Source organism: uncultured Streptococcus sp. (assembly GCF_963511325.1).
Classification (GTDB): Bacteria; Bacillota; Bacilli; order Lactobacillales; family Streptococcaceae; genus Streptococcus.
The window spans coordinates 1-26,381 of sequence record NZ_CAUPII010000016.1; the positions used below are offsets into that span (position 1 = coordinate 1).

Here is a 26,381-nt window from a genome sequence, read left to right on the forward strand (position 1 = left end):
ACAATGCTAGGATTTTGTTAAACGGAATTCTAAGTATTGTTCGCTTTTTGGGCTCTTTGTCACCTGTAGTGGATTGAAGAAAAGTTAACATCTGGAGAGGACGATCGTTGTCCTCTCCATTTTTATATTCAGAGCGATGAAAATTCGTTTTTTGAAGTTGTCAAAGTTCCGAAAACCAAAGACATTGCGCTTGATAAGTTTGATGATATTATTAGTGACTTCTAATTTGGCGTTGGAATAGGGGAACTGAAGTGCATTGACAATTTTCTCTTTGTCCTTTAGAAAGGTTTTAAAGACAGTCTAAAAAGAGGATGAATCTGCTTTAGATTGTCCTCAATTAGTCCGAAAAATTTGTTAGGCTTCTTATTCTGAAAGTGGAAAAGCAAGAGTTGATAGAGATTATAGTGGTGTTTCAAGTCTTCTGAATAGCTCAAAAGCTTGACTAAAATCTCCTTATTCGTCAAGTGCATACGAAAAGTAGAGCGATAAAAACGTTTATCGCTGAGTTTACGACTATCCTGTTGAATGAACTTCCAATAACGCTTGATAGCCTTGTATTGATGGGATTTTCGATGAAATTGATTCATAATTTGAACACGGATACGACTCATAGCACGGCTTAAGTGTTGGAGTAAAACAGTCCAGTGGACTGTTTTAGCCTGAGTTTAGAAATATAATAACGAAGGGGGAAAACGATCCAAAACGATTTTAGCACACGGAAAAAGTTGTCTAGCTAAGTCATAGTAAGGGCTAAACATATCCATAGTAATGATTTTCACTCGACATCGGACTGCTCTATCGTAGCGCAGAAAGTGATTGCGGATGATAGCTTGTGTTCTTCCCTCAAGAACAGTAATGATATTGAGCTGATCAAAATCTTGTGCGATAAAACTCATCTTTCCCTTGGTAAAGGCATACTCGTCCCAAGACATAATCTCTGGAAGACGAGAAAAATCATGCTTAAAGTGAAAGTCATTGAGTTTACGAATGACAGTTGAAGTTGAAATGGATAGCTGATGGGCAATATCAGTCATAGAAGTCTTTTCAATTAACTTTTGCGCAATTTTTTGGTTGATAATACGAGGAATTTGATGATTCTTCTTGACGATAGAAGTCTCAGCGACCATCATTTTCGAGCAATGATAGCACTTGAATCGACGCTTTCTAAGGAGGATTCTAGTAGGCATACCAGTTGTTTCAAGATAAGGAATTTTCGACGGTTTTTGGAAGTCATATTTCTTCATTTGACATCCGCACTCAGGGCAAGATGGAGCCTCATAATCCAGTTTAGCGCTGATTTCTTTGTGAGTATCCATATTGATGATATCTACAATCTTGATGTTTGGGTCTTTAATATCAAGGAGTTTTGTGATAAAATGTAATTGTTCCATATGAATCTTTCTAATGAGTTGTTTTGTCGCTTTTCATTATAGGTCATATGGGACTTTTTTTCTACAACAAAATAGGCTCCATAATATCTATAGGGGATTTACCCACTACAAATATTATAGAGCCAAAAAAATAGGTCAGAACAAAAATTCCGACCTTTTGAATCTAATAAAATTTCTTCTTAATCATCGAACGTTGAACGTTTGATGCCACTAAACTCAAGGCAATTGCCAGGCTAAAAGCTAGAACTGTGTTGAATTTGAGGGCTAAAAAGATAAAGCTAAACAAGGCTAAAAAGACGCAAAAACAAGCAATGTTTACAAAGAAAAGAACTTCCTTCAAACTAGCAACGGAAGTGGTTTCTGGAACATAGTCTTGATAGAGCGTTGTTTGAGTTTCCTCTTCTTCAAACTCATACGGTTGATATTTTCTTACGGGCATGATTCTCTCCTTAACAGTACTCTTTCATTTTACCATTTTTCAAGAAAAAAATTATTACAGTAAGGTTACAAAAAGAATAAACTCTGTTTTCATATGATGAAACAAATTTCTTGACACTCTTCTACAAAGGTGATAGGATGAGTAAACCGTTTAAACTTTATCATTTTTTTCTATCTAATACGAGAAGAAATTTAACGGATGAAACGAATAAAAATCATACACAGATGCAAATAAATTCAATTTTGAAGTAAGGACAGGATTCTTTTAAATTGATTCTAGTTGTTCATGACGAGATAGATTTCTATCTTTAGTGCTATGGTAGAGGGGAAACTTGTTTCCTCGACAACAGAATACTTAAAGGAGCTTGGCATGTATCTTGCTATCAAAGAAATATTACAGAATAAACTGCGTTACAGTTTAATTCTAACAACCATTTTTCTAATTGCTTTTATGGTCTTTTTTATGACCAGTTTGGCTCTCGGACTTGTTCGAAACAACAGGGCTGCCATTGATAATTGGCAGGCAACAGGAGTTGTTCTATCCGATTATGCAAATGATAATTTGACTGCATCCTTTATACCAGAAAAAGACTACAAGGATAAGGTGTCTGAGGATGCTGTTCCCCTAAGCTATATGTTTGCAGTGACTAACCTTGTTGATAGTAGTGACAAGATGAATGTCTCTATTTTTGCTCAAGAGTGGGACAGTTTTATCTCGCCATCCTTGATTGAAGGTCATTATCCAGAAAATGACCAAGAAGTTGTAGTGGATCAGTCTTTTGAAAATTACGGCATCAAACTTGGGGACACTATTCAACTCAACGGAAGTGAGACAAGTTTTAAGATTGTAGGTTTGACCAAAGAAAATAAATTTTTTACGGAACCTGTTGTCTTCACAAGTTTAACAACGTATTGGAATTTACAAGGAACAACAAAAACCAATCGTTCTATCTCTGCATTGGTATTACAAAATGATGTAGAAGTGACTGGCGATGGCTTGAAGCAGATTTCTATTCAAAAAATGATTTCGAAAATTCCTGGCTACACCCCTCAGGTCAATGTATTTTCAGGGATGATTCTAGCTATGATTGTCATTACAGGTCTGATTGTAGGGATTTTTATCTACATCATTACCATTCAAAAATTAGGTCTCTATGGAATTATGCGAGCGCAAGGAGTTCAGATCAAATCCATCGTATGGTCCCTTTTCTGCCAAATCTTTCTCTTATCTGGTTTGGGTATCGGATTAGCCTTGTTTGCCATTTGGGTTGTCATTTTAGTCTTACCTGCAACCTTCTTTTTCTATCCTAGTTGGTTGGCATACTTTATGCTAAGCTTGGTTATCTGCTTGATGGAACTTCTGGGTGGCGTCATTTCGCTTCCGCGTCTACTTAAAGTGGATCCAATTACAGCGATTGCAGAATGATAAGGAGAATGAAATGACTAGATTAATTGAGATGATTCAAGTGACAAAGACTTATGGCGAAGGCAAGATGAAAGTTGTAGCTCTCCATGAGACCAATTTTCAGCTGAATGCAGGTGAATTTGTTGCCATAGTTGGTCCTTCTGGATCTGGTAAAACAACCTTTTTGACCACCTTAGGACAGTTGCAGGAGCCTTCAGGTGGGAAGATTTTAGTAAAGGGAACAGAAACGGGTAATTTGACTGAAAAAGAGAAAACAGATCTTCGGTTTAAGGAATTTGGTTTTATATTACAGGCTTCAAATCTGATCCCTTTTTTAACAGTGAAGGAACAATTAGACTTAATTGATCGACTAGATAAAGACGAATCTTCGAAAAGTGACCGTCAAGAGTTATTTGATTTGCTGGATCTGAACAAAGTTCAAAATCATTATCCTAAGGCCTTATCTGGGGGAGAACGTCAACGAGCAGCAATTGCCAGAGCACTCTATAACAATCCTAGCATCGTTCTTGCTGACGAACCAACAGCCAGTCTTGATACCCAAAGAGCTTATCAAGTAACGGATATGCTGGCATCTATAGCCCATGAGCAGGGAAGAGGAGTGGTAATGATTACTCATGACACCAGACTTCTAGATAAGGTGGACCGTGTCTTTATCATGAATGATGGTCACCTTGTTGAAGAAATACAAGCATAAAAGAATATAAAGTGAACTCTAGTAAAGGTAGTTCACTTTTCTTTTTATAAAAGTGAAGAGTATAACTTTTCTTAAAAAATAGATTGCCCATAGCTGATTTTTCAGAAATGTGGTATAATTTTTCTTATGGAAAAGATTATTATTACAGCAACTGCTGAAAGCATTGAACAAGTAAAAGAATTACTAGAGGCGGGAGTTGACCGCATCTATGTTGGTGAGAAAGATTTTGGACTTCGTTTGCCAAAGACTTTTTCTTATGATGAACTGAGAACCATCGCTGGTCTGGTTCATGATGCAGGTAAGGAATTGATCGTAGCGGTCAATGCCCTTATGCATCAGGATATGATGGATCGTATCAAGCCCTTCCTTGATTTCTTGGAAGATATTAAAACAGACTACATTACTGTTGGGGATGCAGGTGTCTTTTATGTTGTCAATCGCGATGGTTATTCTTTTAAAACCATCTATGACGCCTCAACGATGGTAACTAGCAGCCGTCAGATCAATTTCTGGGGACAAAAGGCTGGCGCTTCTGAGGCAGTATTGGCTCGTGAAATTCCATCAGCTGAACTCTTTAAAATGCCTGAAATTTTGGAAATTCCTGCTGAAATTTTGGTCTATGGAGCAAGTGTTATCCACCACTCTAAGCGTCCACTCTTGCAGAATTACTATAATTTTACTCAGATTGATGATGAAAAAACACGTCAGCGTGATTTGTTCTTAGCGGAGCCAAGTGATCCAGATAGTCACTACTCTATTTTTGAAGACAATCATGGAACTCACATTTTTGCTAACAATGACCTTGATTTGATGACAAAATTGACAGAGTTGGTAGACCATGGTTTCACTCATTGGAAACTAGAGGGACTATATACTCCAGGGCAAGATTTTGTTGAGATTGCAAAACTCTTCATCCAAGCTCGTAGCTTGATTCAAGAGGGAAGCTTTACGCATGACCAAGCCTTCTTGTTGGATGAGCAAGTCCGTAAACTCCATCCAAAAAATCGTTTCCTTGACACAGGATTTTATGACTACGATCCTGACATGGTTAAATAAGAATCAGAAACCCGAAATAAAATGTTCGGGTTTTTCTAGTGCAAGGATGAATTTAAAGCGTATTCATGTTATAATAAAAGTAGCTTTTTGTTTGGAGGTGTTTAAGTGGAAAATCTGAAAAAAATAGCAGGCATCAAGGCTGCTGAGTTCGTAACCAACGGAATGGTTGTAGGACTTGGAACAGGCTCGACTGCCTATTATTTCGTAGAGGAGATCGGACGTAGAATTAAAGAAGAAGGACTTCAAATTACAGCCGTAACGACCTCGAGTGTAACGACAAAACAGGCACAAGGATTGAATATCCCACTTAAGTCGATTGACGAGGTGGATGAGGTGGACGTGACTGTTGATGGAGCTGATGAGGTAGATCGCCAGTTTAATGGTATCAAAGGAGGCGGTGGTGCACTTCTAATGGAAAAAGTAGTTGCGACACCAACCAAACAGTATATCTGGGTGGTAGATGAGAGCAAAATGGTTGAGAAACTGGGCGCTTTCAAACTACCTGTCGAAGTTGTCCAATACGGAGCAGAACAGGTTTTCCGTCGTTTTGAAAAAGCTGGTTATAAGCCAAGTTTTCGTGAAAAAGATGGCCAACGCTTTGTGACGGATATGAAAAATTTCATTATTGATCTTGATTTAGGTGTTATTGAAGATCCGATTGCTTTTGGTCATCAACTGGATCTTCAGGTCGGTATTGTTGAGCACGGTTTATTTAATCAAATGGTTGATAAAGTGATTGTTGCAGGGCAAGCTGGCGTTCAGGTTTTAACTTCAACAAAAGGAAAATAAAGGAGGCAAACGATGTCAAAATTTAAACGTATTCATTTGGTGGTACTCGATTCTGTAGGAATCGGTGCAGCACCAGATGCTAATAACTTTGTCAATGCAGGGGTTCCAGATGGAGCATCTGATACACTTGGCCATATTTCAAAATCAGTTGGTTTGAATGTTCCTAACATGGCTAAGATTGGTCTTGGTAACATCGAGCGTGAAACATCCCTTAAAACGGTTCCCGCAGAGGCAAATCCTAGCGGCTACTACACTAAACTTGAGGAAGTGTCATTAGGTAAAGATACCATGACTGGTCACTGGGAAATCATGGGACTTAATATCACTGAACCTTTCGATACTTTCTGGAATGGATTCCCAGAAGAAATTCTTACTAAAATCGAAGAATTTTCAGGACGCAAGGTTATTCGTGAAGCCAACAAACCTTACTCAGGAACTGCTGTAATCGATGACTTTGGACCACGCCAAATGGAAACAGGGGAGTTGATTATCTATACATCAGCTGACCCAGTTCTTCAAATTGCAGCTCATGAAGATATCATTCCTTTGGATGAACTCTACCGTATCTGTGAATACGCTCGTTCGATTACTTTAGAGCGTCCAGCTCTTCTCGGACGTATTATCGCTCGTCCTTATGTTGGTGAGCCTGGAAACTTCACACGTACTGCAAATCGTCGTGACTTGGCTGTATCTCCATTTGCTCCAACAGTTTTGGACAAACTCAACGAAGCAGGCATTGATACTTACTCAGTAGGTAAGATTAGCGATATCTTTAATGGTGCTGGGGTGAACCATGATATGGGCCACAATAAGTCAAATAGCCATGGAATTGACACACTTTTGACAACAATGGGCCTTACTGAGTTTGAAAAAGGATTCTCATTCACTAACTTGGTCGACTTTGATGCACTTTACGGTCACCGCCGTGATCCACATGGTTACCGCGACTGCTTGCACGAGTTTGATGAACGTTTGCCAGAACTTATCGCTGCTATGAGAGAAGATGATCTACTCATGATTACTGCCGATCATGGTAATGACCCTACTTATGCAGGTACAGACCATACTCGTGAATACATTCCACTTTTGGCCTACAGCCCATCACTAAAAGGAAATGGACACCTACCAATCGGTCATTTTGCTGATATTTCTGCGACAATCGCTGATAACTTTGGCGTTGATAAAGCTATGATTGGTGAAAGTTTCTTAGATAAATTGGTTTAAGATGACTCGCTTGGCATTACTGGTTAGAGGGATCAATGTCGGTGGGAAACATAAGGTGGTCATGGCCCAGCTTCGTCAAGAATTGACAGAGTTGGGATTGGAAAATGTTGAAACCTACATCAATAGTGGCAATATTTTCTTTGACACAAGTATCTCGAAGACTCAACTAGTGGAGATCTTACAGGCTTTCTTTGACAAGCATTATCCATTTATCCAACATTTTTCCTTGTTAAGTCAAGAAGATTATGAAGAGGAGCTTAGAACTCTTCCGGAATGGTGGTTCCAAGAAATGGCTCGAAAGGATGTTCTCTTTTATACTGAGGGACTGGATAACAAGCAAGTCATTGAGAAAGTCGAAAGTATGGAACTGGTAGATGAACTGCTTCATTTCGGGAAACTGGGAATCTTCTGGGGCAAATTCTCAGAAGAAACCTATAGCAAAACAGCCTATCACAAGTTCCTGCTTAAGATGCCTTTCTATCGTAATATTACTATTCGAAATGCAAAAACCTTTGACAAAATTGGTCAATTTTTAAAAGATTATGAAGGAGACAGACAATGACATTATTAGCAAAAATCAATGAAACAGCTGCTTTCTTAAAAGAAAAGGGAGTAGAAGCACCAGAGTTCGGCTTGATTCTTGGATCAGGACTTGGAGAACTTGCTGAAGAAATTGAAAATCCAGTTGTGGTAGACTATGCTGAGATTCCAAACTGGGGACGTTCTACTGTTGTTGGACACGCTGGAAAATTGGTTTACGGTGAGCTTGCAGGACGTAAGGTTTTAGCACTTCAAGGACGCTTCCATTTCTATGAAGGAAATCCGCTTGAAGTCATGACTTTCCCAGTTCGTGTCATGAAAGTTTTGGGCTGTGAAGGTGTGATTGTAACCAACGCTGCTGGAGGTATCGGCTTTGGTCCTGGTACTTTGATGGCTATCACTGACCACATCAATATGACAGGCCAAAACCCTCTAATCGGTGAAAACTTAGATGACTTCGGTCCACGTTTCCCAGACATGTCAAAAGCTTACACTCCAGAATATCGTGCTACAGCTCATGCAGTTGCTGAAAAGCTTGGTGTTAAACTTGATGATGGTGTTTATATCGGTGTAACCGGTCCAACGTATGAAACTCCAGCTGAAATCCGTGCTTATAAGACACTTGGTGCAGACGCTGTCGGAATGTCAACCGTTCCAGAAGTCATCGTTGCAGCGCATTCTGGTTTGAAGGTTCTTGGTATTTCATGTATTACCAACTTTGCGGCTGGTTTCCAAGAGGAACTTAACCACGAAGAAGTAGTAGAAGTTACCGAACGTGTCAAAGGCGACTTTAAAGGCTTGCTGAAAGCGATTCTTGCAGAATTGTAATGTTATGAGAGTACGACTCCAAAGTATTCCCTATGGACTGAGAGTGCTTCTAGCCACTTTATCATTAGGAATAGGGACGGGTCTGGTCGGAATTGCCTGTCATTATCTACTAGAAGGGGTGCAAGGGCTGGCCTTTGGCCAAGATAAGTCGGATTTACTCCAGCAATTTCAAGAAGCTGGAGGTCTCCGTAGATTTTTGGTCTTATGTGTGACTGGGTGTTTGGCAGCTGGTTTTTGGTATGTCTTGCAAAAGCGTTATAAGATTCTGTCTATTCGCCAGCAAATTGACTTAGCTGGAGACAGGGAACCAGCGCTCTTAGCCCACCTCCTTCATGCAGGGATGCAGGTTGCGATTGTCGGAGCAGGTGCATCGGTCGGAAAAGAAGGAGCACCACGTGAGGTTGGGGCTCTTCTAGCTGGTCGCTTGGCGAAAGGTTTTTCTCTAGCCCTCAAAGAGCGAAAAGTCTTGATTGTCTGTGGTGCTGGAGCTGGTTTAGCTGCGGTCTATCAAGTTCCCTTTGCCAGTAGCTTGTTCGTCTTTGAGACTTTAGGACTCGCCTACAGTTGGCAGAACCTTCTACTGGTTTTGACCAGCACTTATCTGGCCACCTGGGTCGCTCAGTCCATCATTGGTCAGGAGGCTATTTATCACCTGTCCGCAGTCTCATGGTCGGCTAGCAGTTTCTTTCAGGCTATTGTGATTGCTTTCTTGGTTACTCCCTTGGCTCTGGTCTTTGCTTTCCTAGCCAAGCGGGCTAGTCACAAACGGCGGAAGAATGGGTCGATTCTTTGGGCTCTTCCGCTAGCCTTTCTAGTGCTGGGGGGACTAGCAATCTTTTTCCCTATCTTTATGGGAAATGGCCAGATACTAGCGCAAGCCCTCTTGTCTAGCCAGTCGATTCCTTATCTTCCACTGGCTCTTGCAGTGAAGGGGATTCTGGTTTATTTCCTCTTGCGCAATGGTGCTTATGGGGGAACTTTAACACCATCATTTGCCTTAGGGATTGGATCTGGCTACCTAGTGACCTTGCTTTTGACAGCAGTTGGGATTCATCTAGATCCTGCTCTAGGGATGTTACTAGGAGCGACCGTCTTTTTAGGGACGACCTTAAAAGCTCCTCTGACAGCCATTGCCCTGAGCCTTGGATTTACAGGCCAAACTTGGAGTTTGACAATTCCGCTTGTACTTGCGGCTGGTCTGTCTTACGTGATTCGAAAGAGATGGGAGAAGAAACGATGAAGGTACATTTTGTACTGCATGAAACCTTTGAAGTGCCGGGCGCTTATCTAAAATGGGCGCAGGATCGTGGCCATCAAGTGACCACGACCAAAGTCTATGAGAATGAAGCCTTACCAGAGACAGTGGATGAAATCGACTTCTTAATTGTGATGGGGGGACCTCAATCGCCAGATGAAGATCGGGAAACTTTTCCATACTACGATCCTCAGGCAGAGATTGAGCTGATTCAAAAGGCTATGAAGGCAGATCGTTATATTGTTGGGGTCTGTCTTGGTGCTCAACTCTTGTCTGTTGCTTATGGCGCAGAGTATGAGCATAGTCCAGAGCGTGAGATTGGTGTTTTTCCAATAACGCTAACTGAAGCTGGATTAAAAGACAATCATGTCAAAGTTTTTGGACAAACTTTAAATACTGGTCACTGGCATGGAGATATGCCGGGATTAACAGAGGATGCTATCGTCCTTGCGACCAGTCAAGGCTGTCCACGTCAGATTATTCGCTTTAGTCCTAAACACTATGCCTTCCAAGCTCATTTGGAATTTGATCCAGAAGCAGTAGAGCTCTTAATTGCTGCGGATGGTGAAGAAGTTTTGGAAGAACAAAGCAAAAAATTGACTTATGTTCAAAAGTCTGAAGCTATTCGTAACTATGCTTATCGAGAAATGAATGCAAAACTCTATGCATTTTTGGATTCATTAACAAATTAAAAATAATAGAAAGGTAGAGCGTGTGTTCAAATTTGAACACGAGCAGAAAGCTTTTCTAATTACTCAATTAAAAAAGAAAGGATGGGTTAACCGTATTAGCTGAACTGAATACGGGCGGAGAACTGTGTAAAAAAGATAAACTGTCTAGCATTTACAATGCGTCGCCAGTTTCCTATTTTTACTTTGTTCTCTGTCGCCTGTCCTATTAATAAAAAAGAAAGGTAGAGCGTGTGTTCTAATTTGAACACGAGCGGAAAGCTCGGAAAATAGATAATCTGACTGTGAAATCAGGATTTCTCGTCAGATTCCTAATTTTCAGTCGCTTTCTGGTCGCTCTTTGTATCATAAACTATGTCTATCCATATTGCTGCTAAGCAGGGTGAAATTGCTGATAAAATTCTTCTTCCTGGAGATCCTCTTCGTGCGAAGTTTATCGCTGAGAATTTTCTTGAAGACGCTGTATGCTTCAATGAAGTCCGTAACATGTTTGGTTACACTGGAACTTACAAGGGCCATCGTGTATCTGTTATGGGAACAGGGATGGGGATGCCCTCTATCTCTATCTATGCGCGTGAATTGATTGTCGATTACGGTGTGAAAAAATTGATCCGTGTCGGAACTGCTGGTTCTTTGAATGAGGATGTTCACGTTCGTGAGTTGGTCTTGGCGCAAGCAGCTGCTACCAACTCAAACATTATCCGCAATGACTGGCCTCAATATGATTTTCCACAAATCGCTAGCTTTGATTTACTAGATAAAGCCTATCATATTGCCAAAGACCTCGGTATGACCACTCACGTCGGAAATGTTTTGTCATCAGATGTCTTTTACTCAAACTACTTTGAAAAAAATATCGAGCTTGGTAAGTGGGGAGTTAAAGCAGTGGAGATGGAAGCAGCAGCCCTTTACTATCTTGCTGCCCAACACCATGTTGATGCTCTTGCTATCATGACTATTTCAGATAGTTTGGTTAATCCAGATGAAGATACAACTGCAGAAGAGCGCCAAAATACTTTCACAGATATGATGAAGGTTGGTCTAGAAACCTTGATTGCAGACTAAAGTTAGATTCCATTCATGTGATTACTCTTGTTCTCAAAATGATAAGCATGTTCATTGCTTCAATCCTATAATAGATGAGAATAAGGACTTTGAAGAACGTCAAATTGTGTCAAAGGACCAAAAGTAGTCAGTTTAACATTTAAATCATAATCAAATAAAGTTGAAAGCCTGGTTGACAGAAGCTAAAGGTTTTCAACTTTTTTAGAACAAAAAACTTAAGGAGGGGTGAAATGGATAAGATTGAACAATTACAGGAACTGATAGATAAAAGTCAAAGAATTGTCTTTTTCGGTGGTGCAGGGGTTTCAACAGAGTCTAATATTCCAGATTTTCGAAGTTCTGATGGTGTTTATAGTCTTAAGTTGGGGCGCCATTTTACTGCCGAGCAACTTGTTTCACGCACCGTGTTTGAACGCTATCCAGAGGATTTTTTTGACTTCTACAAAAAGTATCTGGTCTATCCAGATGCCAAGCCAAATTTAGCACATGATTATCTAGCGTCGTTAGAAAAAACAGGTAAATTAAAAGCAATTGTGACGCAAAATATTGATAGCTTGCATGAAATGGCGGGGTCTCAGAAAGTTTTGAAACTGCATGGTAGTGCAGATCGTAATTACTGTTTGGGCTGTCATCACTTTTATGATTTGGATGATTTTTTGGCACTTGAAGGTCCAGTTCCTCATTGTTTATATTGTGGTAAAGTGGTCAAACCTGACGTAACCCTTTATGAGGAACCTCTGGATATGGATGTTTTTAGTCGAGCAGCCCGAGTCATTCAGCAAGCAGATTTATTGATCATTGGTGGAACTTCCTTAGTCGTTTATCCTGCAGCTAGCCTCATCAATTATTTTTCAGGGTCAAATCTTGTCGTTATCAACAAGTCCAGCACCCCTCAAGATAGCCAAGCTGATTTAGTTATCGAAGGTAAGATCGGAGAAGTATTTTCTAAATTGAGACAATAAAAAACTGAAAGAAGTAGGACTATACTTCCTTCAGTTTTTTGTATCACGAACTCAGAAACTATGAACACGATTCTCTTCATTTCTAGGGGAATATTATTGTTGATTTATAAATTGCTCGAGTTATTTTTAATTGTTGAATAAAAGGAAAAAAGGAAGATTTTCTGGATGAAAATCTTCCTTTTTTAGTCAATCAGTACATGCTGATTTTAATGAAATGCTACTATATTGTTTACTTTTTTAAAGATCGCAAAAAACAATCAATCTCTGCTTGAGAATGGAGAATGCGCATCTTTTCTCCGTAAGTATTGTTTAAGTGTTGGTATCTTTCCTTTGCATTTTTTGTTCGTCCATCCCAGAGAATCCAACGGATAAATTCCCAGTTGAATTGCTCGGGGCATCCTGCTGCCATACTTTCTCTAACTTTGCCTCTATATTTTAAATAGCGCTTAAAGGCTCTTAGCAAACAAGTCCAAGCCGAGAAATTTAAAAAGATAATCTGGTCAGCTTGCTCCATTCTTTCCTCATAGCAACACCAAGAGTAGTTGCCATCAATGACCCAATCTTTGTGTTTGGTAAGGAAAGTCTCCATTTCCTTAAGCATCCAATCGCGGTCACTGTCTACCCAGCCTGGCTGAAATTGAAGTGTGTCCATGTGAAGTTTTGGGATGGAGTAGTGCTTAGATAGTTTTTCAGCAAGAGTAGATTTACCTGATCCTGAATATCCGATAATGGCTATTTTCATAATGACCTCCAGAAAAAAGTGTACAAAAAAAGCTCCGAAGAGCTCATTTTGTATGCAGTTAAAGATTAACCAAGTTTAGCTGCAAGACGTGCTTTATCACGGCTAGCTTTGTTTTTGTGGATCAAACCTTTAGTTTCTGCTTTATCGATAGCTGAGCTGGCAGCACGGTAAAGTTCTTCAGATGGGTTTGCTTCAAAAGCTTTGATAGCAGTACGCATAGCTGATTTTTGAGCTGAGTTCTTTTCGTTTTGTTTAACGTTTAATTCAGCGCGTTTGATAGCTGATTTAATGTTTGCCAATGTTCTTACCTCCATTTTTACTAACTATACCATTATATCTGAAAACTTACGTTTTGACAAGGGAAAATTATTTTTTTAAGTAAATTTCATCAATTTCGTGATTTTTAGATTTATGGAGAATGACCTCGGCTCGATTTCGTGTCGGTTCAATGTAATTTTGGAGATTGGTGAGGTTGATACTGGTCCAAACTTGGTGAGCAAAATCCTTGACTTCACTAAGAGGAAGTTGAGTGAAACGGTAGTAATAGTTGCCTGGATCATCTTGAGCAAAGCTCAAAAGTTTTAAGAATCGATCCAAATACCAACTTTCAATGTCTTCGACAGCGGCATCTACATAGATTGAAAAGTCAAAGAAATCAGTAATATAGAGACGGGCATTATGAGGGTTTTGGAAAACATTGATTCCCTCAACAATGACAAAATCAGCAGCTTCTACTCGTTGTTTTTGACCTGGCACGATATCATAGATTTCATGGGAATAAACAGGAATATCAACATCCTGCCCATTTTTAAGTTGGTCTAGGAAATTAAGCAAAGCTTCCATGTCGTAGCTCTCAGGAAAACCTTTACGATTAAGGATATCTTGCTCAATTAAGACACTATTTGAGTATAGAAAACCATCCGTAGTAACTAGTTCAACACTTGCTCCAGGAACGATACGAGACAGTAAAATTTGCAAGAGTCGACTAGTGGTTGATTTACCGACAGCAACACTCCCAGAAACTCCGATAATAAAGGGCTGTTTTTTGCTCTCTCTTTGTAGGAAAATGCCTTTTGAGAAGGCAAGGTCTTCTTTGGAACGTTTGTAAATCTGAATCAGATGTGACAGTGGCAGATAGATATCTGTAACGTCTTGAAGGCTAATCTGGTCATTGAAACTCTTAATAGAATCTAACTCTTCCTCGGTCAAGGGAGGAGTTGTTTTGCGATGCAAGGATTGCCAAGTTTCGCGGTTTATCCTTTCAAAATGTAAAAATTCGTTGGTCATTTGTTTTCCCCTAGATATTTTGTCTATCATACCATAAAAAGCTAAAAAAATAAAGCGGTTTCTTGAATGTGATAAGTCAGTAGTATATACTATAAGTAGATAGAGAATGAACAATTTATTGATGAAGTAGGAGCTGATTTCTCCTGATATTATCAGCTAATAAAGGGGGCTTTTTAGTTCACAACTCATAGGAGGTGTACTATGAAAATCTTAAAAAGTTACATATTGGAACTCTGTTTTATTTTAAGTTTTGCTTTACCTTTTATAAAAGGAGACAATGTGGATAATGGTAGATGTTTTGTGGAAATTTATTATGGTTTTACATTTTTAATGGATTATGCCATTGTAACAACTATTTTCATTTGTTCACTCCTCATTGCATGGTTGTTAAGGAAAGGTTGGACAAAATTCCTTGTTGCTGGTAGTTATCTATTTTTGATTTTGTGGATTGCTACAGAGGGTTATTTATTCCGCATGTCAATAGAAGATTTGATACGACTGTGGACAAGTTTGGAAATCCTGACACAAACTTATCAGTTAGGCTTTTATCTAAATATCTTGTTGGGGATCCTGTTGATAATTAAGTATTTGAAGGTAAAGCAATAGTAATTAAAATGCATCTGATTATAGACAATAAATTTGTTGTTTTATCCTGACTGTGATACCTTGTAGCTCTCAATGACTTGTCATTCGTTTCCAATAATTGATAGAGATTGAAGAAAAGCGCTTTCTTTGTTAAAATATAAGGGGGAAAACCTATAAAGGAGGTGCTAAGATGAAAACGAGATTAAGAGATAAGATCTTTGTTTTGATCAGTCTGTTTGTAGTTGTTTTATGGTTATCACCAAACTGGATTAATTTTTCCTTTTCTATCGGACTTCACTCCTATAACTGGACCACTTTTGTTCTTTTTATTTTATTGCCCCTCGTAGGTCTTGGCTACCTTGTGCTAGCATTCTTTGAAAGAAAGTGCTGGCTCTTCTTTTTTGGTCTTGCTTGCATTTTTGCTTTTCCGATTACCATGGCAGTAGGGAGCTTTTTACTAGGACCCTAATGTTAATCCGAATTTATATTATTTTTGAGAAAATACAATGTGATGTAAGGGCTTGCTACCTTTGTAAACGATTTACAAATAACTTATTTTTATGGTAAAATAGTGTCATGAGTAAAATGTATTATGCAGAAAATCCAGATGCAGCCCATGATGTTCATGAGCTTAGAGTTGAGCTACTTGGGCAAAAGATGACCTTTTTGACAGATGCGGGTGTCTTTAGTAAAAAAATGATTGACTTTGGAAGTCAGTTATTACTAAGATGTCTAGATGTCGAAAAAGATGAAAAAATTCTTGATGTTGGTTGTGGCTATGGTCCGATAGGCTTGTCTTTGGTTAAGGCTTATGGTGCCCAAGCAACGATGGTGGATATCAATAATCGTGCCCTGGATTTAGCCCAGCAAAATGCAGTAAAAAACAAGGTTCAAGCGACTATCTTCCAGTCTAATATTTATGAGCAGGTAGAAGGACAATTTAATCATGTCATTTCGAATCCGCCCATTCGTGCAGGCAAGCAGGTCGTTCATGAAATCATCGAGAAAAGTATTGATTATCTTGTTGATGGTGGAGATTTGACCATTGTCATCCAGAAAAAACAAGGAGCTCCTAGTGCCAAAAGTAAGATGGAAGAAGTTTTTGGCAATTGTGAGGTTGTAAAGAAAGATAAGGGATATTATATCCTTAGAAGTGTGAAAGAATGAGAGCAGTAGATCTAATCCAGAAAAAAAGAGACGGCCAAGAACTAAGCTCCAGTGAGATTCAATGGTTGATTGAAGGTTATGTATCTGGAATCGTCCCTGATTACCAGATGGCAGCTTTTGCTATGGCAGTATATTTTCAGGGAATGACTATAGATGAGATTTCTGACTTGACTATGAACATGGTTAAGACAGGTCAGGAATTTGATTTATCAGCTATTGAGGGTATAAAGGTTGATAAACACTCTACTGGTGGAGTGGGAGATAAGGTTACCTTAATTTTAGCGCCATTAGTAGCTAGTTTCGGTGTTCCAGTTGCTAAGATGAGTGGTAGAGGTCTGGGTCATACTGGTGGGACCATTGATAAGCTAGAATCCATCAAAGGTTTTCAGATTGAACGAAGTCAGGATGAATTTATCAAACAAGTTCAAGAGATTGGGGTCTCAGTCATTGGCCAGTCCAATCAACTGGTTAAGGCTGATAAATTGCTCTATGCCCTTCGTGATGTGACGGCAACGGTTGATACTATTCCCTTGATTGCTAGCTCAGTCATGAGTAAAAAGATTGCAGCTGGAGCTGACGCCATCTTACTGGACGTTACTGTTGGTGAAGGTGCCTTCATGAAAACAGTGGACGAGGCCCGTGAATTGGCTCAAACTATGGTAAATCTTGGTAAAGCTGTAGGTCGCAAGACAGTAGCAGTCATTACGGACATGAGTCAACCATTGGGACGTGCCATTGGAAACCGCTTGGAAATCCTAGAAGCACTAGAAATTCTTCAAGGTAAGGGACGTGAAGATATTAGTCATTTTATCTGCGAGTTAGCCCAGATTATGCTATCTTTAGCAAATGTTGAAAAAACTGTTGAGGAAGTAAGACAACATCTTGAAAATGGTAAGGCACTCCAGAAATTCGAAGAGATGGTTGTAGCTCAGGGTGGAGATTTAGAAGACCTCTATCGTCCAGTAAAAGTTGACCATATAGTTGATATTCCTGCTCAAGAGGATGGTATTATCGCAGAACTTCCAGCCATGGAGTTTGGTCTTTTTGCCATGAGATTGGGTGCTGGTCGTGCAGTGAAAACAGACGCCCTTGACTATGAGACGGGGATTGTTTTTGAGAAGAAAGTTGGAGACTTTGTCAGAAAGGGTGAAATTGTTGCAAAAGTATATACAAATGGCAAAATTTCTCCGGAACTAGTTACAGATTTCCAAAAATATGTTAAAATTAAAATAAGTGATGAAGTGATAAAATCGCGTGAAATTATCGAAATCATCTCCTAATTTAAGGAAAAACCGAAATGAAATTAAATAAATACATTGATCATACGCTTTTAAAGCAAGATGCAACAGTGGAACAAATTAATCGTTTGTTATCTGAAGCCAAAGACTATGATTTTGCCAGTGTTTGTGTTAATCCGTGCTGGGTTGCTCATGCCAAATCTGGTCTAGAAACTACTGATGTCAAGGTTTGTACGGTTGTAGGCTTTCCTCTTGGAGCCACAACATCTGCTGTTAAATCCTTCGAAACTAAAGAAGCTATCCAAAATGGTGCTGATGAGATTGATATGGTTATCAATGTTGGAGCACTCAAGTCAGGCTATGTGGACTTGGTTGAATCAGATATTCGAGCAGTTGTTGAAGCAAGCGGAGACAAACTGGTTAAGGTTATTATCGAGGCTTGTTTGTTAACTGATGAAGAAAAAGTTCAGGCTTGCCAGCTAGCCCAGAAAGCAGGAGCAGACTTTGTCAAGACGTCAACAGGCTTCTCAACAGGTGGAGCAACCCTATCAGATGTTAAATTAATGCGCCAAACAGTTGGACCTGATATGGGGGTTAAAGCTGCTGGTGGTGCTCGTTCTTATACAGATGCTGTTGCCTTTGTTGAAGCTGGAGCTACTCGTATTGGAACATCTTCTGGTGTAGCAATCCTAAAAGGAGAGTTAGCAGATGGCGACTACTGAGTTGATTGATTTAGCGATTGAGACTAGTAAAAAGGCTTATGTCCCTTACTCACATTTTCCGATTGGCGCTGTTTTGGTAGCCAAAGACGGAAGTATTTATACAGGGGTTAACATTGAAAATGCTAGCTACCCCTTGACCAACTGTGGTGAGAGAACAGCTATTTTTAAAGCTGTTTCTGAAGGACAACGGGAGTTTTCAGAATTGATTGTTTATGGTCAAACTGAGAAACCTATTTCTCCATGTGGAGCTTGTCGCCAAGTTATGGTCGAATTTTTTGAACAAGATCTAAAGGTGACCTTAGTTGCCAAAGATAAATCGACGGTCGAGATGACGGTCGGGGAATTACTTCCATACTCATTTACAGACTTGCATTAGTTAGTCTGCGTCACTCCCTGAGTGACAAGGGTCCTTGTGACCAATCAATCCATACTTGCAACTTCGTTGCGCATCTTATTTAGGAGGTTCAGTAATGAACAAGAAACAATGGCTAGGCCTTGGTCTAGTTGCAGTAGCAGCATTTGGACTTGCTGCATGTGGTAATCGCTCTTCTCGTAACGCAGCATCTTCATCTTCTGATTTGAAGACTAAAGCAGCTATCGTTACAGATACTGGTGGTGTTGATGATAAATCATTCAACCAATCAGCTTGGGAAGGTCTTCAAGCTTGGGGTAAAGAGCACAATCTTGCAAAAGATAAAGGCTACACATACTTCCAATCAACAAGTGAAGCTGACTATGCTAACAACTTGAACCAAGCAGCAGGAAGCTACAACTTGATTTATGGTGTTGGTTTTGCCCTTCACAATGCAGTTGAAGAAGCAGCGAAAGAACATGCAGACTTGAACTATGTTTTGATTGATGATGTGATTAAAGATCAAAAGAACGTAGCAAGTGTAACATTTGCTGATAACGAAGCAGCTTACCTTGCAGGTGTAGCAGCAGCTAAAACTACTAAAACAAAACAAGTTGGTTTTGTAGGTGGTATGGAATCTGAAGTTATTTCTCGTTTCGCAGCTGGTTTCAAAGCTGGTGTTGAGTCAGTTGACCCATCTATCAAAGTACAAGTAGACTACGCTGGTTCATTTGGTGATGCCGCTAAAGGTAAAACAATCGCTGCAGCTCAATACGCTGCAGGTGCAGACGTAATCTACCAAGCAGCTGGTGGTACTGGTGCAGGTGTCTTCTCAGAAGCTAAATCTTTGAATGAAAGCAAAAACGAAGGCGAAAAAGTTTGGGTTATCGGTGTAGACCGTGACCAAGTTGAAGAAGGTAAATATACTTCTAAAGATGGTAAAGAATCAAACTTCGTACTTGCTTCTACTTTGAAACAAGTCGGAACAACAGTTCAAGATATCGCAAACAAAACTGAAAAAGGTGAATTCCCTGGCGGTCAAGTGATCGTTTACTCATTGAAGGATAAAGGGGTTGATCTAGTAACAACTAACCTTTCTGAAGAAGGTAAAAAAGCTGTTGAAGATGCAAAAGCTAAAATCCTTGATGGAAGTGTAAAAGTTCCTGAAAAATAATGGATGAAAGTCATTTCTTAGGGGAGCGGCCTGTGGCCGCTTCTTTAAGAATTGAGACAAAGTGTTTTGTCTCAATAGAGCTTGCTAAGTTTCTTTAGCAGGTTTTATTGAAACAAAATAAAACTCTGAAAGGAAGAGCACATGGCACACGAAAATGTCATTGAGATGCGTGAAATTACCAAAGTTTTTGGTGAATTTGTCGCTAACGACAAAATTAACCTAGAACTTCGTAAAGGTGAAATTCATGCACTTTTAGGAGAAAATGGAGCTGGTAAGTCCACTCTTATGAACATGCTAGCAGGGCTTCTAGAACCAACTAGTGGTGAAATTGTGGTTAACGGTCAAGTTGTAAAACTAGACTCGCCATCAAAAGCCGCTAGTCTAGGGATTGGAATGGTTCACCAACACTTTATGTTGGTAGAGGCTTTCACTGTTGCTGAGAATATCATTTTAGGAAGTGAATTGACTAAAAATGGTGTCCTAGATATTGCTCAAGCAAGTCGAGAGATTCTTGAATTATCAGAGCGTTATGGACTAGCTGTGGATCCTTCTGCCAAAGTAGCAGATATCTCTGTTGGTGCTCAACAACGTGTTGAAATTTTGAAGACACTTTATCGTGGTGCCGATATTCTTATCTTTGACGAACCAACTGCTGTTTTAACGCCATCAGAAATCGATGAGTTGATGGCTATCATGAAAAACTTGGTCAAAGAAGGCAAATCAATTATCTTGATTACCCACAAGTTGGATGAAATTCGTGCGGTTTCTGACCGCGTTACAGTTATCCGTCGTGGGAAATCAATCGAAACAGTTGAGATTGCTGGTGCGACTAACGCTGACTTGGCTGAGATGATGGTGGGACGTTCTGTTTCCTTCAAAACTGAGAAGCAAGCACCACAACCTAAAGAAGTCGTTCTTTCCATCAAAGACTTGCTTGTTCATGAAAACCGTGGCGTTCCTGCTGTTAAAAATCTTTCACTCGATGTTCGAGCTGGTGAGATTGTCGGAATTGCCGGAATTGATGGAAATGGTCAGTCTGAATTGATCCAAGCTATCACAGGACTTCGTAAGATTGAGTCTGGTAGTGTGGAATTGAAAGGCCAGTCCATTGTAGGATTGCATCCACGTCAAATTACTGAACTGAGCGTTGGTCACGTTCCGGAAGACCGTCACCGTGATGGTTTGGTCTTGGAAATGATGATTTCTGAAAATATCGCTCTTCAAACCTATTATAAAGAACCTCTTAGCAAGAAGGGAATTTTAAATTATACGAATATCCTTGACTATGCAAAAAAATTGATGCAGGAGTTTGATGTTCGTGCTGCTAGTGAGATTGTTCCTGCTTCTGCCCTTTCTGGAGGAAATCAACAAAAAGCAATTATCGCTCGGGAGATTAATCGAAATCCGGATCTCCTCATCGTCAGCCAACCAACTCGTGGTTTGGACGTCGGTGCCATTGAGTACATTCACAAACGCTTGATTCAAGAACGTGATAATGGGAAAGCTGTCCTTGTAGTCAGCTTTGAACTAGATGAGATTCTAAACGTATCAGATAGAATCGCTGTTATCCATGATGGTAAGATTCAAGGGATTGTAACGCCAGAAACAACCAACAAGCAAGAACTTGGTGTCTTGATGGCTGGTGGTGAATTGGAAAAAGGAGTAGAGTGATGTCTAAAAAATTACAACAAATTTCGGTTCCCTTGATTTCTGTTATCCTTGGAATCTTGCTTGGAGCCATCGTCATGTGGATTTTTGGCTATGATGCTATTTGGGGTTATGAAGAGTTGTTCTACACAGCCTTTGGTAGTGTTCGTGGTATTGGTGAAATCTTCCGTGCAATGGGGCCATTAGTCTTGATTGCTCTTGGATTTGCAGTTGCGAGTCGTGCCGGTTTCTTTAATGTCGGGCTTCCAGGACAAGCACTCGCTGGTTGGGTTATGAGTGGCTGGTTCGCTCTTTCAAATCCAGATTTGCCACGTCCATTGTTGATTCTTGCGACAGTTGTCATTGCGCTGGTGGCTGGAGGAATAGTTGGTGCCATTCCTGGTATTTTAAGAGCCTATCTTGGAACATCTGAAGTCATCGTAACCATCATGATGAACTACATTGTTCTCTATACAAGTAATGCCTTTATCCACTCTTTCCCTAAAGATATCATGCAAAGTACTGACTCATCAATTCGAGTAAGTGCAAACGCAACTTATCAAACACCTTGGCTTGCTGAGTTAACTGGAAACTCTCGTATGAATATTGGGATTTTCTTTGCTATCATTGCAGTTGCAGTAATCTGGTTCTTGCTTAAGAAGACAACTCTCGGTTTTGAAATCCGTGCAGTTGGTCTCAATCCAAATGCTTCTGAATACGCAGGTATTTCAGCTAAACGAACCATTATTCTATCAATGATTATCTCAGGTGCTCTTGCAGGTCTAGGTGGAGCTGTAGAAGGACTTGGTACCTTCCAAAACGTCTATGTTCAAGGTTCATCATTGGCAGTCGGATTTAATGGTATGGCGGTCAGCCTACTTGCTGCAAACTCACCAGTTGGAATTCTATTTGCAGCCTTCTTGTTCGGAGTACTTCAAGTTGGAGCCCCTGGTATGAATGCTGCTCAAGTACCATCTGAGCTTGTAAGTATTGTTACAGCCTCAATTATCTTCTTTGTCAGCGTTCACTACATCATCGAACGCTTTGTCAAACCAAGAAAACAACTTAAAGGAGGTAAATAAGGATGTCGATTACAACAATGCTAACCCTTATGGTTTCTTCAATGTTGATTTACTCAGCACCACTTATTTTTACAAGTATCGGAGGCGTTTTCTCTGAACGTGGTGGAGTTGTTAACGTTGGACTTGAAGGAATCATGGTCATGGGTGCCTTCTCTGGAGTTGTTTTTAACCTTGAATTTGCACAAGATTTGGGAGCATTAACTCCTTGGTTGGCTCTTCTAGTTGGTGGATTAGTCGGAGCTATCTTTTCACTGATTCACGCAGTAGCTACAGTTCATTTTCGTGCTGACCATGTTGTCAGTGGTACCGTACTTAACTTGATGGCGCCAGCCTTGGCAGTCTTCTTGGTGAAGGTGCTTTATAACAAGGGACAAACGGATAACTTAACGCAAACTTTTGGACGTTTTGATTTCCCTCTTTTGGCTAATATCCCAGTTATCGGAGATATCTTCTTCAAGTCAACAAGTTTACTTGGTTATCTAGCAATTTCCTTCTCATTCTTAGCATGGTTTGTCCTCTTTAAAACTCGCTTTGGGCTTCGCCTCCGTTCAGTTGGTGAACATCCACAAGCAGCAGATACTTTGGGGATAAATGTCTACAAGATGAGATATCTTGGAGTTGTGATTTCAGGTTTCCTTGGAGGAATCGGTGGAGCTATCTACGCTCAGTCAATTTCCGTTAACTTCTCAGTTACAACTATCGTTGGACCTGGATTTATCGCACTTGCTGCTATGATCTTCGGTAAATGGAATCCTGTTGGTGCTATGCTTTCAAGTCTCTTCTTTGGACTATCACAAAGTTTAGCAGTTATCGGTTCTCAACTTCCTTTCTTGCAAGGAGTCCCAGCCGTTTACTTGCAAATTGCACCATATCTCTTGACCATTGTCGTACTAGCAGCCTTCTTTGGTAAAGCTGTTGCACCGAAGGCAGATGGTATCAACTATATCAAATCTAAATAAACAAAAAAGCGTCGGTTTGAAACTGACGCTTTATTTTTTAGGTTTTTGATGGGTAAGATTTAGTCCCCAAGGAACAAGATTTTCTGTTTTATTACGAATACGATTGATGTTATCCTTGTGGCGAATGATAATTAGACTTGCGAGGGCTAGGATAATCACTACAAATAATAAATCGTAACTTGGCAGTAGGAAACTGATAAGTGGAAAGAGAATAACCCCAAGTACAGCAGCAAGGGCAGCAGTAACACTAGAGAGAGAAATCATACTTCCTAGATAAAGAGTTCCAAAGAAGACAACTGCTAGATAGAGGCAAAATAGAGGAGCAAATCCGAAAATGACTCCAGCACTGGTTGCGACAGCCTTACCTCCCTTAAATCCTGCAAAAATTGGGAAAGTATGTCCGATTACGGCTAAGAGACCAAAAATGAGAGGAGAGATTCCTTGTACATGGAAGATAAGGGGAAGCAGGGTTGCGATGGTTCCTTTGAAAAAATCAATCACGAAGGTTGCCATACCCGCTTTCTTACCTAAAATACGGAAGGTATTGGTTGTTCCAGTATTGCCAGAACCATGTTCTCTTAGATTGATGTTAAAGAATATTTGTCCAATCCACAAGCCTGAAGGAATTGAACCCAATAAATAAGCTAAAATTAATAATACTATTGTCATCATGCTTCTATTATATCATGAAATAGGAGAGAAACGGAAAGGAATCTCTTCTCAAATTGTGACATCTGATTCTTTATGTAAGTAGAAAATTTTTCTCATGAACACTATTGTTCGGAAATCAAGGTTAAAGTTTTAAAAATTCATGAAAGTTTCTGAAATTCTTTGATTTTGTGTTTATTTATGCTATAATGAGAACAATTATTTTTAGGAGGTGGAATATGTCTTACTTATTTGAGATATTACCAAGTTTATTGAGCGGTGCGACAATGACCTTACAAGTTTTTGCACTGGTCTTACTTTTTTCAATCCCTTTAGGCATTTTGGTTGCTTTTTGCTTACAGGTGCATTGGAAACCCCTCCATTACATGATTGACATCTATATCTGGGTGATGCGTGGAACACCCTTACTCCTACAGTTGATTTTTATCTACTATGTTCTCCCAAGTATCGGAATTCGACTAGATCGTGTGCCAGCAGCAATTATTGCCTTCACGCTTAATTATGCGGCCTACTTTGCAGAAATATTCCGTGGAGGGATTGCAACCATTCCTCAAGGGCAATATGAGGCAGCTAAGGTTTTGAAATTCAAACCTATCGATACCGTCCGCTATATTATCTTGCCACAAGTGACCAAGATTGTTTTGCCAAGTGTATTTAACGAAGTTATGAGTCTGGTTAAGGATACTTCACTGGTCTATGCGCTCGGTATTTCTGATCTGATTCTAGCTAGTCGTACTGCAGCCAATCGTGATGCCAGCTTGATTCCAATGTTTCTAGCAGGAGCTATCTATCTTCTCATGATTGGTATTGTTACGATTATAGCTAAGAAACTTGAGAAGAAGTTCAGCTACTATAGATAGGAGGTTATCCATGTTAGAGTTAAGAAATATCAGCAAAAAATTTGGAAAAAAAGAAATTTTATCCAATTTCAGTTTAACAATTCCTGAAAAGCAGATTTTGGCCATCGTTGGACCTTCTGGTGGTGGGAAGACAACCTTGCTTAGAATGTTAGCTGGACTTGAAACCATTGATTCAGGTGAGATTTTTTATAATGGAGAATCCCTACCTTTGGATGAACTTGAAAAGCGTCACTTATTAGGTTTTGTTTTTCAAGATTTTCAGCTTTTTCCTCACTTATCCGTTATGGAGAACTTGATTTTGTCACCCATCAAAACTATGGGGCTGTCTGAAGCAGATGCCAAGAAGAAGGCAACCGACTTACTCGCTCGTCTGGGGCTCGAAGCTCACGCAGATGCTTATCCATACTCATTATCTGGTGGTCAAAAGCAACGTGTTGCCTTAGCACGCGCTATGATGATAGATCCTGAAGTGATTGGTTATGACGAACCAACTTCAGCCCTTGACCCAGAGTTGCGTCTCGAGGTTGAAAAACTGATTCTACAAAATCGGGAACTAGGCATGACTCAGATTGTGGTAACCCACGATCTCCAGTTTGCAGAAAATATTGCAGATCAGATTCTCAAAGTAGAGCCTAAGTAGGAGGTGTCTATGAATCGAAAGAAAATCACACTTGTTTTGGTATTCTTACTTGCTTTTTTCCTAGTAGGATGCACACAAAAAGCTAGTGATCCCAAAGTTGATAATTGGGACAAGTACCAAAAACAAGGCACGATAACCATTGGATTTGACAATACCTTTGTTCCCATGGGGTTTGAAGAAAAAAATGGTCAGTATGCTGGATTTGATATTGATTTAGCCCAAGCTGTTTCTGAGAAACTTGGTTTCAAGGTACAGTTTCAACCCATTGATTGGGATATGAAGGAAACCGAACTTCAAAACGGGACCATTGATGCAATCTGGAATGGATATTCGGCGACTGATGAACGCCGTGAGAAAGTAGCTTTTACCATTCCTTATATGGAGAATCAGCAGGTTCTCGTTTCTAAAAAATCGCAAAATATCCAATCAGTGTCTGATATGACAGGCAAGGTTTTGGGAGCCCAAGCAGGTTCCTCTGGTTATATAGATTTTGAAGCTCAACCGGAACTCTTAAAAAATATTGTAAAAGATAAGAAGGCAAACCAATATCAAAGTTTTACAGAAGCCTTGATTGACCTGCAAAATGATCGGATTGATGCTCTTTTAATTGACCGTGTTTATGCCAACTATTATCTTAAAACGGAAGGAATCTTGGACCAATATGAGATTTTTCCAGCCGGTTTTGAGAGTGAGTCATTTGCGGTCGGAGTAAGACCAGCGGATAAGACCTTATTAGCCAATTTGAATGAGGCTTTTGTGGAACTCTATCAAGAAGGAAAATTCCAAGAAATTAGCCAAAAATGGTTTGGTGAAGATATTGCAACAAGTCAAGTTAAAGGAAAAGAAAACTGAGACTCTCGTCTTGGTTTCTTTTTTTAGGGCGGGAATGAGTGATTTTTT

The 26,381-nt window shown here is 39.8% G+C and carries 29 protein-coding genes and 1 pseudogene; 24 read left to right on the forward strand and 6 right to left on the reverse strand.

Annotated elements, in window-relative coordinates; all coding sequences use genetic code 11:
- Window positions 1–84: 84 nt before the first annotated feature.
- Window positions 85–1,391, reverse strand: a pseudogene (locus RQ973_RS05740) (ISL3 family transposase).
- A 163-nt stretch (window positions 1,392–1,554) separates the two neighbouring features.
- A complete protein-coding gene (locus RQ973_RS05745) occupies window positions 1,555–1,830 on the reverse strand; it encodes a DUF3270 family protein (RefSeq protein ID WP_075231965.1) in 276 nt (91 codons plus the stop codon).
- 369 nt (window positions 1,831–2,199) lie between these two features.
- Here RQ973_RS05745 and RQ973_RS05750 point away from each other — a divergent pair, with 369 nt between their 5' ends.
- The 11 genes from RQ973_RS05750 (at window position 2,200) to RQ973_RS05800 (ending at window position 12,357) form a co-directional block, all read left to right on the forward strand.
- Entirely contained in the window at window positions 2,200–3,255 is a 1,056-nt protein-coding gene (locus RQ973_RS05750) for an ABC transporter permease (RefSeq protein WP_075231964.1), read from the forward strand.
- Between the two features lie 13 nt (window positions 3,256–3,268).
- On the forward strand, window positions 3,269–3,949 hold the full coding sequence (locus RQ973_RS05755) for an ABC transporter ATP-binding protein (RefSeq protein WP_311523120.1): 681 nt from the start codon (window positions 3,269–3,271) through the stop codon (window positions 3,947–3,949).
- Between the two features lie 126 nt (window positions 3,950–4,075).
- Entirely contained in the window at window positions 4,076–5,005 is a 930-nt protein-coding gene (locus RQ973_RS05760; RefSeq protein WP_311523121.1) for a peptidase U32 family protein, read from the forward strand.
- Between the two features lie 105 nt (window positions 5,006–5,110).
- Window positions 5,111–5,794, forward strand: a complete 684-nt coding sequence (gene rpiA, locus RQ973_RS05765; protein ID WP_061862936.1) for a ribose-5-phosphate isomerase RpiA — start codon at window positions 5,111–5,113, stop codon at window positions 5,792–5,794.
- A 12-nt stretch (window positions 5,795–5,806) separates the two neighbouring features.
- Window positions 5,807–7,018, forward strand: coding sequence for a phosphopentomutase (locus tag RQ973_RS05770; protein ID WP_075231961.1), 1,212 nt, complete (start codon window positions 5,807–5,809; stop codon window positions 7,016–7,018).
- A gap of 1 nt (window position 7,019) precedes the next feature.
- Entirely contained in the window at window positions 7,020–7,580 is a 561-nt protein-coding gene (locus RQ973_RS05775; protein WP_075231960.1) for a DUF1697 domain-containing protein, read from the forward strand.
- Window positions 7,577–8,386 (forward strand): purine-nucleoside phosphorylase, encoded by an 810-nt coding sequence (locus tag RQ973_RS05780; protein ID WP_311523124.1) that lies wholly within the window; start codon window positions 7,577–7,579, stop codon window positions 8,384–8,386. The genes RQ973_RS05775 and RQ973_RS05780 overlap by 4 nt, the downstream gene beginning before the upstream one ends.
- Window positions 8,387–8,390: 4 nt before the next feature.
- Window positions 8,391–9,626 carry a chloride channel protein gene (locus RQ973_RS05785; protein ID WP_248035464.1) on the forward strand — a complete coding sequence of 412 codons (1,236 nt, stop codon included), beginning with the start codon at window positions 8,391–8,393 and terminating at the stop codon, window positions 9,624–9,626.
- Window positions 9,623–10,333: a type 1 glutamine amidotransferase gene (locus RQ973_RS05790; RefSeq protein WP_248035462.1), complete on the forward strand. Its 711-nt coding sequence runs from the start codon at window positions 9,623–9,625 to the stop codon at window positions 10,331–10,333. The genes RQ973_RS05785 and RQ973_RS05790 overlap by 4 nt, the downstream gene beginning before the upstream one ends.
- Window positions 10,334–10,684: 351 nt before the next feature.
- Window positions 10,685–11,395 (forward strand): purine-nucleoside phosphorylase, encoded by a 711-nt coding sequence (gene deoD / locus RQ973_RS05795; protein ID WP_045763751.1) that lies wholly within the window; start codon window positions 10,685–10,687, stop codon window positions 11,393–11,395.
- Window positions 11,396–11,625: 230 nt separating this feature from the next.
- On the forward strand, window positions 11,626–12,357 hold the full coding sequence (locus RQ973_RS05800) for an NAD-dependent protein deacylase (protein ID WP_248035460.1): 732 nt from the start codon (window positions 11,626–11,628) through the stop codon (window positions 12,355–12,357).
- 229 nt (window positions 12,358–12,586) lie between these two features.
- Here the strand turns inward: RQ973_RS05800 and RQ973_RS05805 are convergent, their stop codons facing one another.
- From RQ973_RS05805 to coaA, 3 genes are all read right to left on the reverse strand, one after another.
- Window positions 12,587–13,099 (reverse strand): DNA topology modulation protein, encoded by a 513-nt coding sequence (locus RQ973_RS05805; RefSeq protein WP_311523127.1) that lies wholly within the window; start codon window positions 13,097–13,099, stop codon window positions 12,587–12,589.
- Between the two features lie 65 nt (window positions 13,100–13,164).
- A complete protein-coding gene (rpsT, locus tag RQ973_RS05810; protein WP_029689628.1) occupies window positions 13,165–13,413 on the reverse strand; it encodes a 30S ribosomal protein S20 in 249 nt (82 codons plus the stop codon).
- A 52-nt stretch (window positions 13,414–13,465) separates the two neighbouring features.
- Window positions 13,466–14,386: a type I pantothenate kinase gene (gene coaA / locus RQ973_RS05815; RefSeq protein ID WP_311523129.1), complete on the reverse strand. Its 921-nt coding sequence runs from the start codon at window positions 14,384–14,386 to the stop codon at window positions 13,466–13,468.
- A gap of 201 nt (window positions 14,387–14,587) precedes the next feature.
- Between coaA and RQ973_RS05820 the strand changes: the two genes are divergently transcribed.
- From RQ973_RS05820 to RQ973_RS05865, 10 genes are all read left to right on the forward strand, one after another.
- The gene (locus RQ973_RS05820; RefSeq protein ID WP_311523131.1) at window positions 14,588–14,992 is read left to right on the forward strand and encodes a hypothetical protein; all 405 of its coding nucleotides are present in this window, start codon (window positions 14,588–14,590) and stop codon (window positions 14,990–14,992) included.
- A 169-nt stretch (window positions 14,993–15,161) separates the two neighbouring features.
- Complete coding sequence (locus tag RQ973_RS05825; protein WP_311523133.1) at window positions 15,162–15,440, forward strand: 1,4-dihydroxy-2-naphthoate prenyltransferase; 279 nt, start codon at window positions 15,162–15,164, stop codon at window positions 15,438–15,440.
- Between the two features lie 107 nt (window positions 15,441–15,547).
- Window positions 15,548–16,138 carry a class I SAM-dependent methyltransferase gene (locus RQ973_RS05830; protein ID WP_248035453.1) on the forward strand — a complete coding sequence of 197 codons (591 nt, stop codon included), beginning with the start codon at window positions 15,548–15,550 and terminating at the stop codon, window positions 16,136–16,138.
- Complete coding sequence (locus RQ973_RS05835; RefSeq protein WP_248035451.1) at window positions 16,135–17,418, forward strand: pyrimidine-nucleoside phosphorylase; 1,284 nt, start codon at window positions 16,135–16,137, stop codon at window positions 17,416–17,418. The genes RQ973_RS05830 and RQ973_RS05835 overlap by 4 nt, the downstream gene beginning before the upstream one ends.
- Before the next feature lie 17 nt (window positions 17,419–17,435).
- Window positions 17,436–18,098 carry a deoxyribose-phosphate aldolase gene (deoC, locus tag RQ973_RS05840; protein ID WP_311523135.1) on the forward strand — a complete coding sequence of 221 codons (663 nt, stop codon included), beginning with the start codon at window positions 17,436–17,438 and terminating at the stop codon, window positions 18,096–18,098.
- Window positions 18,085–18,474: a cytidine deaminase gene (locus RQ973_RS05845; protein WP_301559356.1), complete on the forward strand. Its 390-nt coding sequence runs from the start codon at window positions 18,085–18,087 to the stop codon at window positions 18,472–18,474. The genes deoC and RQ973_RS05845 overlap by 14 nt, the downstream gene beginning before the upstream one ends.
- 94 nt (window positions 18,475–18,568) lie before the next feature.
- Entirely contained in the window at window positions 18,569–19,624 is a 1,056-nt protein-coding gene (locus tag RQ973_RS05850; RefSeq protein WP_045763743.1) for a BMP family protein, read from the forward strand.
- Window positions 19,625–19,765: 141 nt separating this feature from the next.
- Window positions 19,766–21,295, forward strand: a complete 1,530-nt coding sequence (locus RQ973_RS05855) for an ABC transporter ATP-binding protein (RefSeq protein ID WP_281335459.1) — start codon at window positions 19,766–19,768, stop codon at window positions 21,293–21,295.
- Window positions 21,295–22,353 (forward strand): ABC transporter permease, encoded by a 1,059-nt coding sequence (locus RQ973_RS05860; protein ID WP_070888684.1) that lies wholly within the window; start codon window positions 21,295–21,297, stop codon window positions 22,351–22,353. The genes RQ973_RS05855 and RQ973_RS05860 overlap by 1 nt, the downstream gene beginning before the upstream one ends.
- A gap of 2 nt (window positions 22,354–22,355) precedes the next feature.
- Window positions 22,356–23,312 carry an ABC transporter permease gene (locus tag RQ973_RS05865; RefSeq protein WP_311523141.1) on the forward strand — a complete coding sequence of 319 codons (957 nt, stop codon included), beginning with the start codon at window positions 22,356–22,358 and terminating at the stop codon, window positions 23,310–23,312.
- A 30-nt stretch (window positions 23,313–23,342) separates the two neighbouring features.
- Here RQ973_RS05865 and plsY read toward each other — a convergent pair whose 3' ends face one another.
- Window positions 23,343–23,984, reverse strand: a complete 642-nt coding sequence (gene plsY / locus RQ973_RS05870; protein WP_281335458.1) for a glycerol-3-phosphate 1-O-acyltransferase PlsY — start codon at window positions 23,982–23,984, stop codon at window positions 23,343–23,345.
- 215 nt (window positions 23,985–24,199) lie between these two features.
- Here plsY and RQ973_RS05875 point away from each other — a divergent pair, with 215 nt between their 5' ends.
- The 3 genes from RQ973_RS05875 to RQ973_RS05885 are packed head-to-tail and all read left to right on the forward strand — an operon-like array spanning window position 24,200 to window position 26,333.
- Window positions 24,200–24,841 (forward strand): amino acid ABC transporter permease, encoded by a 642-nt coding sequence (locus RQ973_RS05875; protein ID WP_153224835.1) that lies wholly within the window; start codon window positions 24,200–24,202, stop codon window positions 24,839–24,841.
- A gap of 10 nt (window positions 24,842–24,851) precedes the next feature.
- Window positions 24,852–25,481 (forward strand): amino acid ABC transporter ATP-binding protein, encoded by a 630-nt coding sequence (locus RQ973_RS05880; RefSeq protein WP_075231944.1) that lies wholly within the window; start codon window positions 24,852–24,854, stop codon window positions 25,479–25,481.
- A gap of 9 nt (window positions 25,482–25,490) precedes the next feature.
- The gene (locus RQ973_RS05885) at window positions 25,491–26,333 is read left to right on the forward strand and encodes an amino acid ABC transporter substrate-binding protein (RefSeq protein ID WP_075231943.1); all 843 of its coding nucleotides are present in this window, start codon (window positions 25,491–25,493) and stop codon (window positions 26,331–26,333) included.
- The last annotated feature ends 48 nt before the right edge of the window (window positions 26,334–26,381 follow it).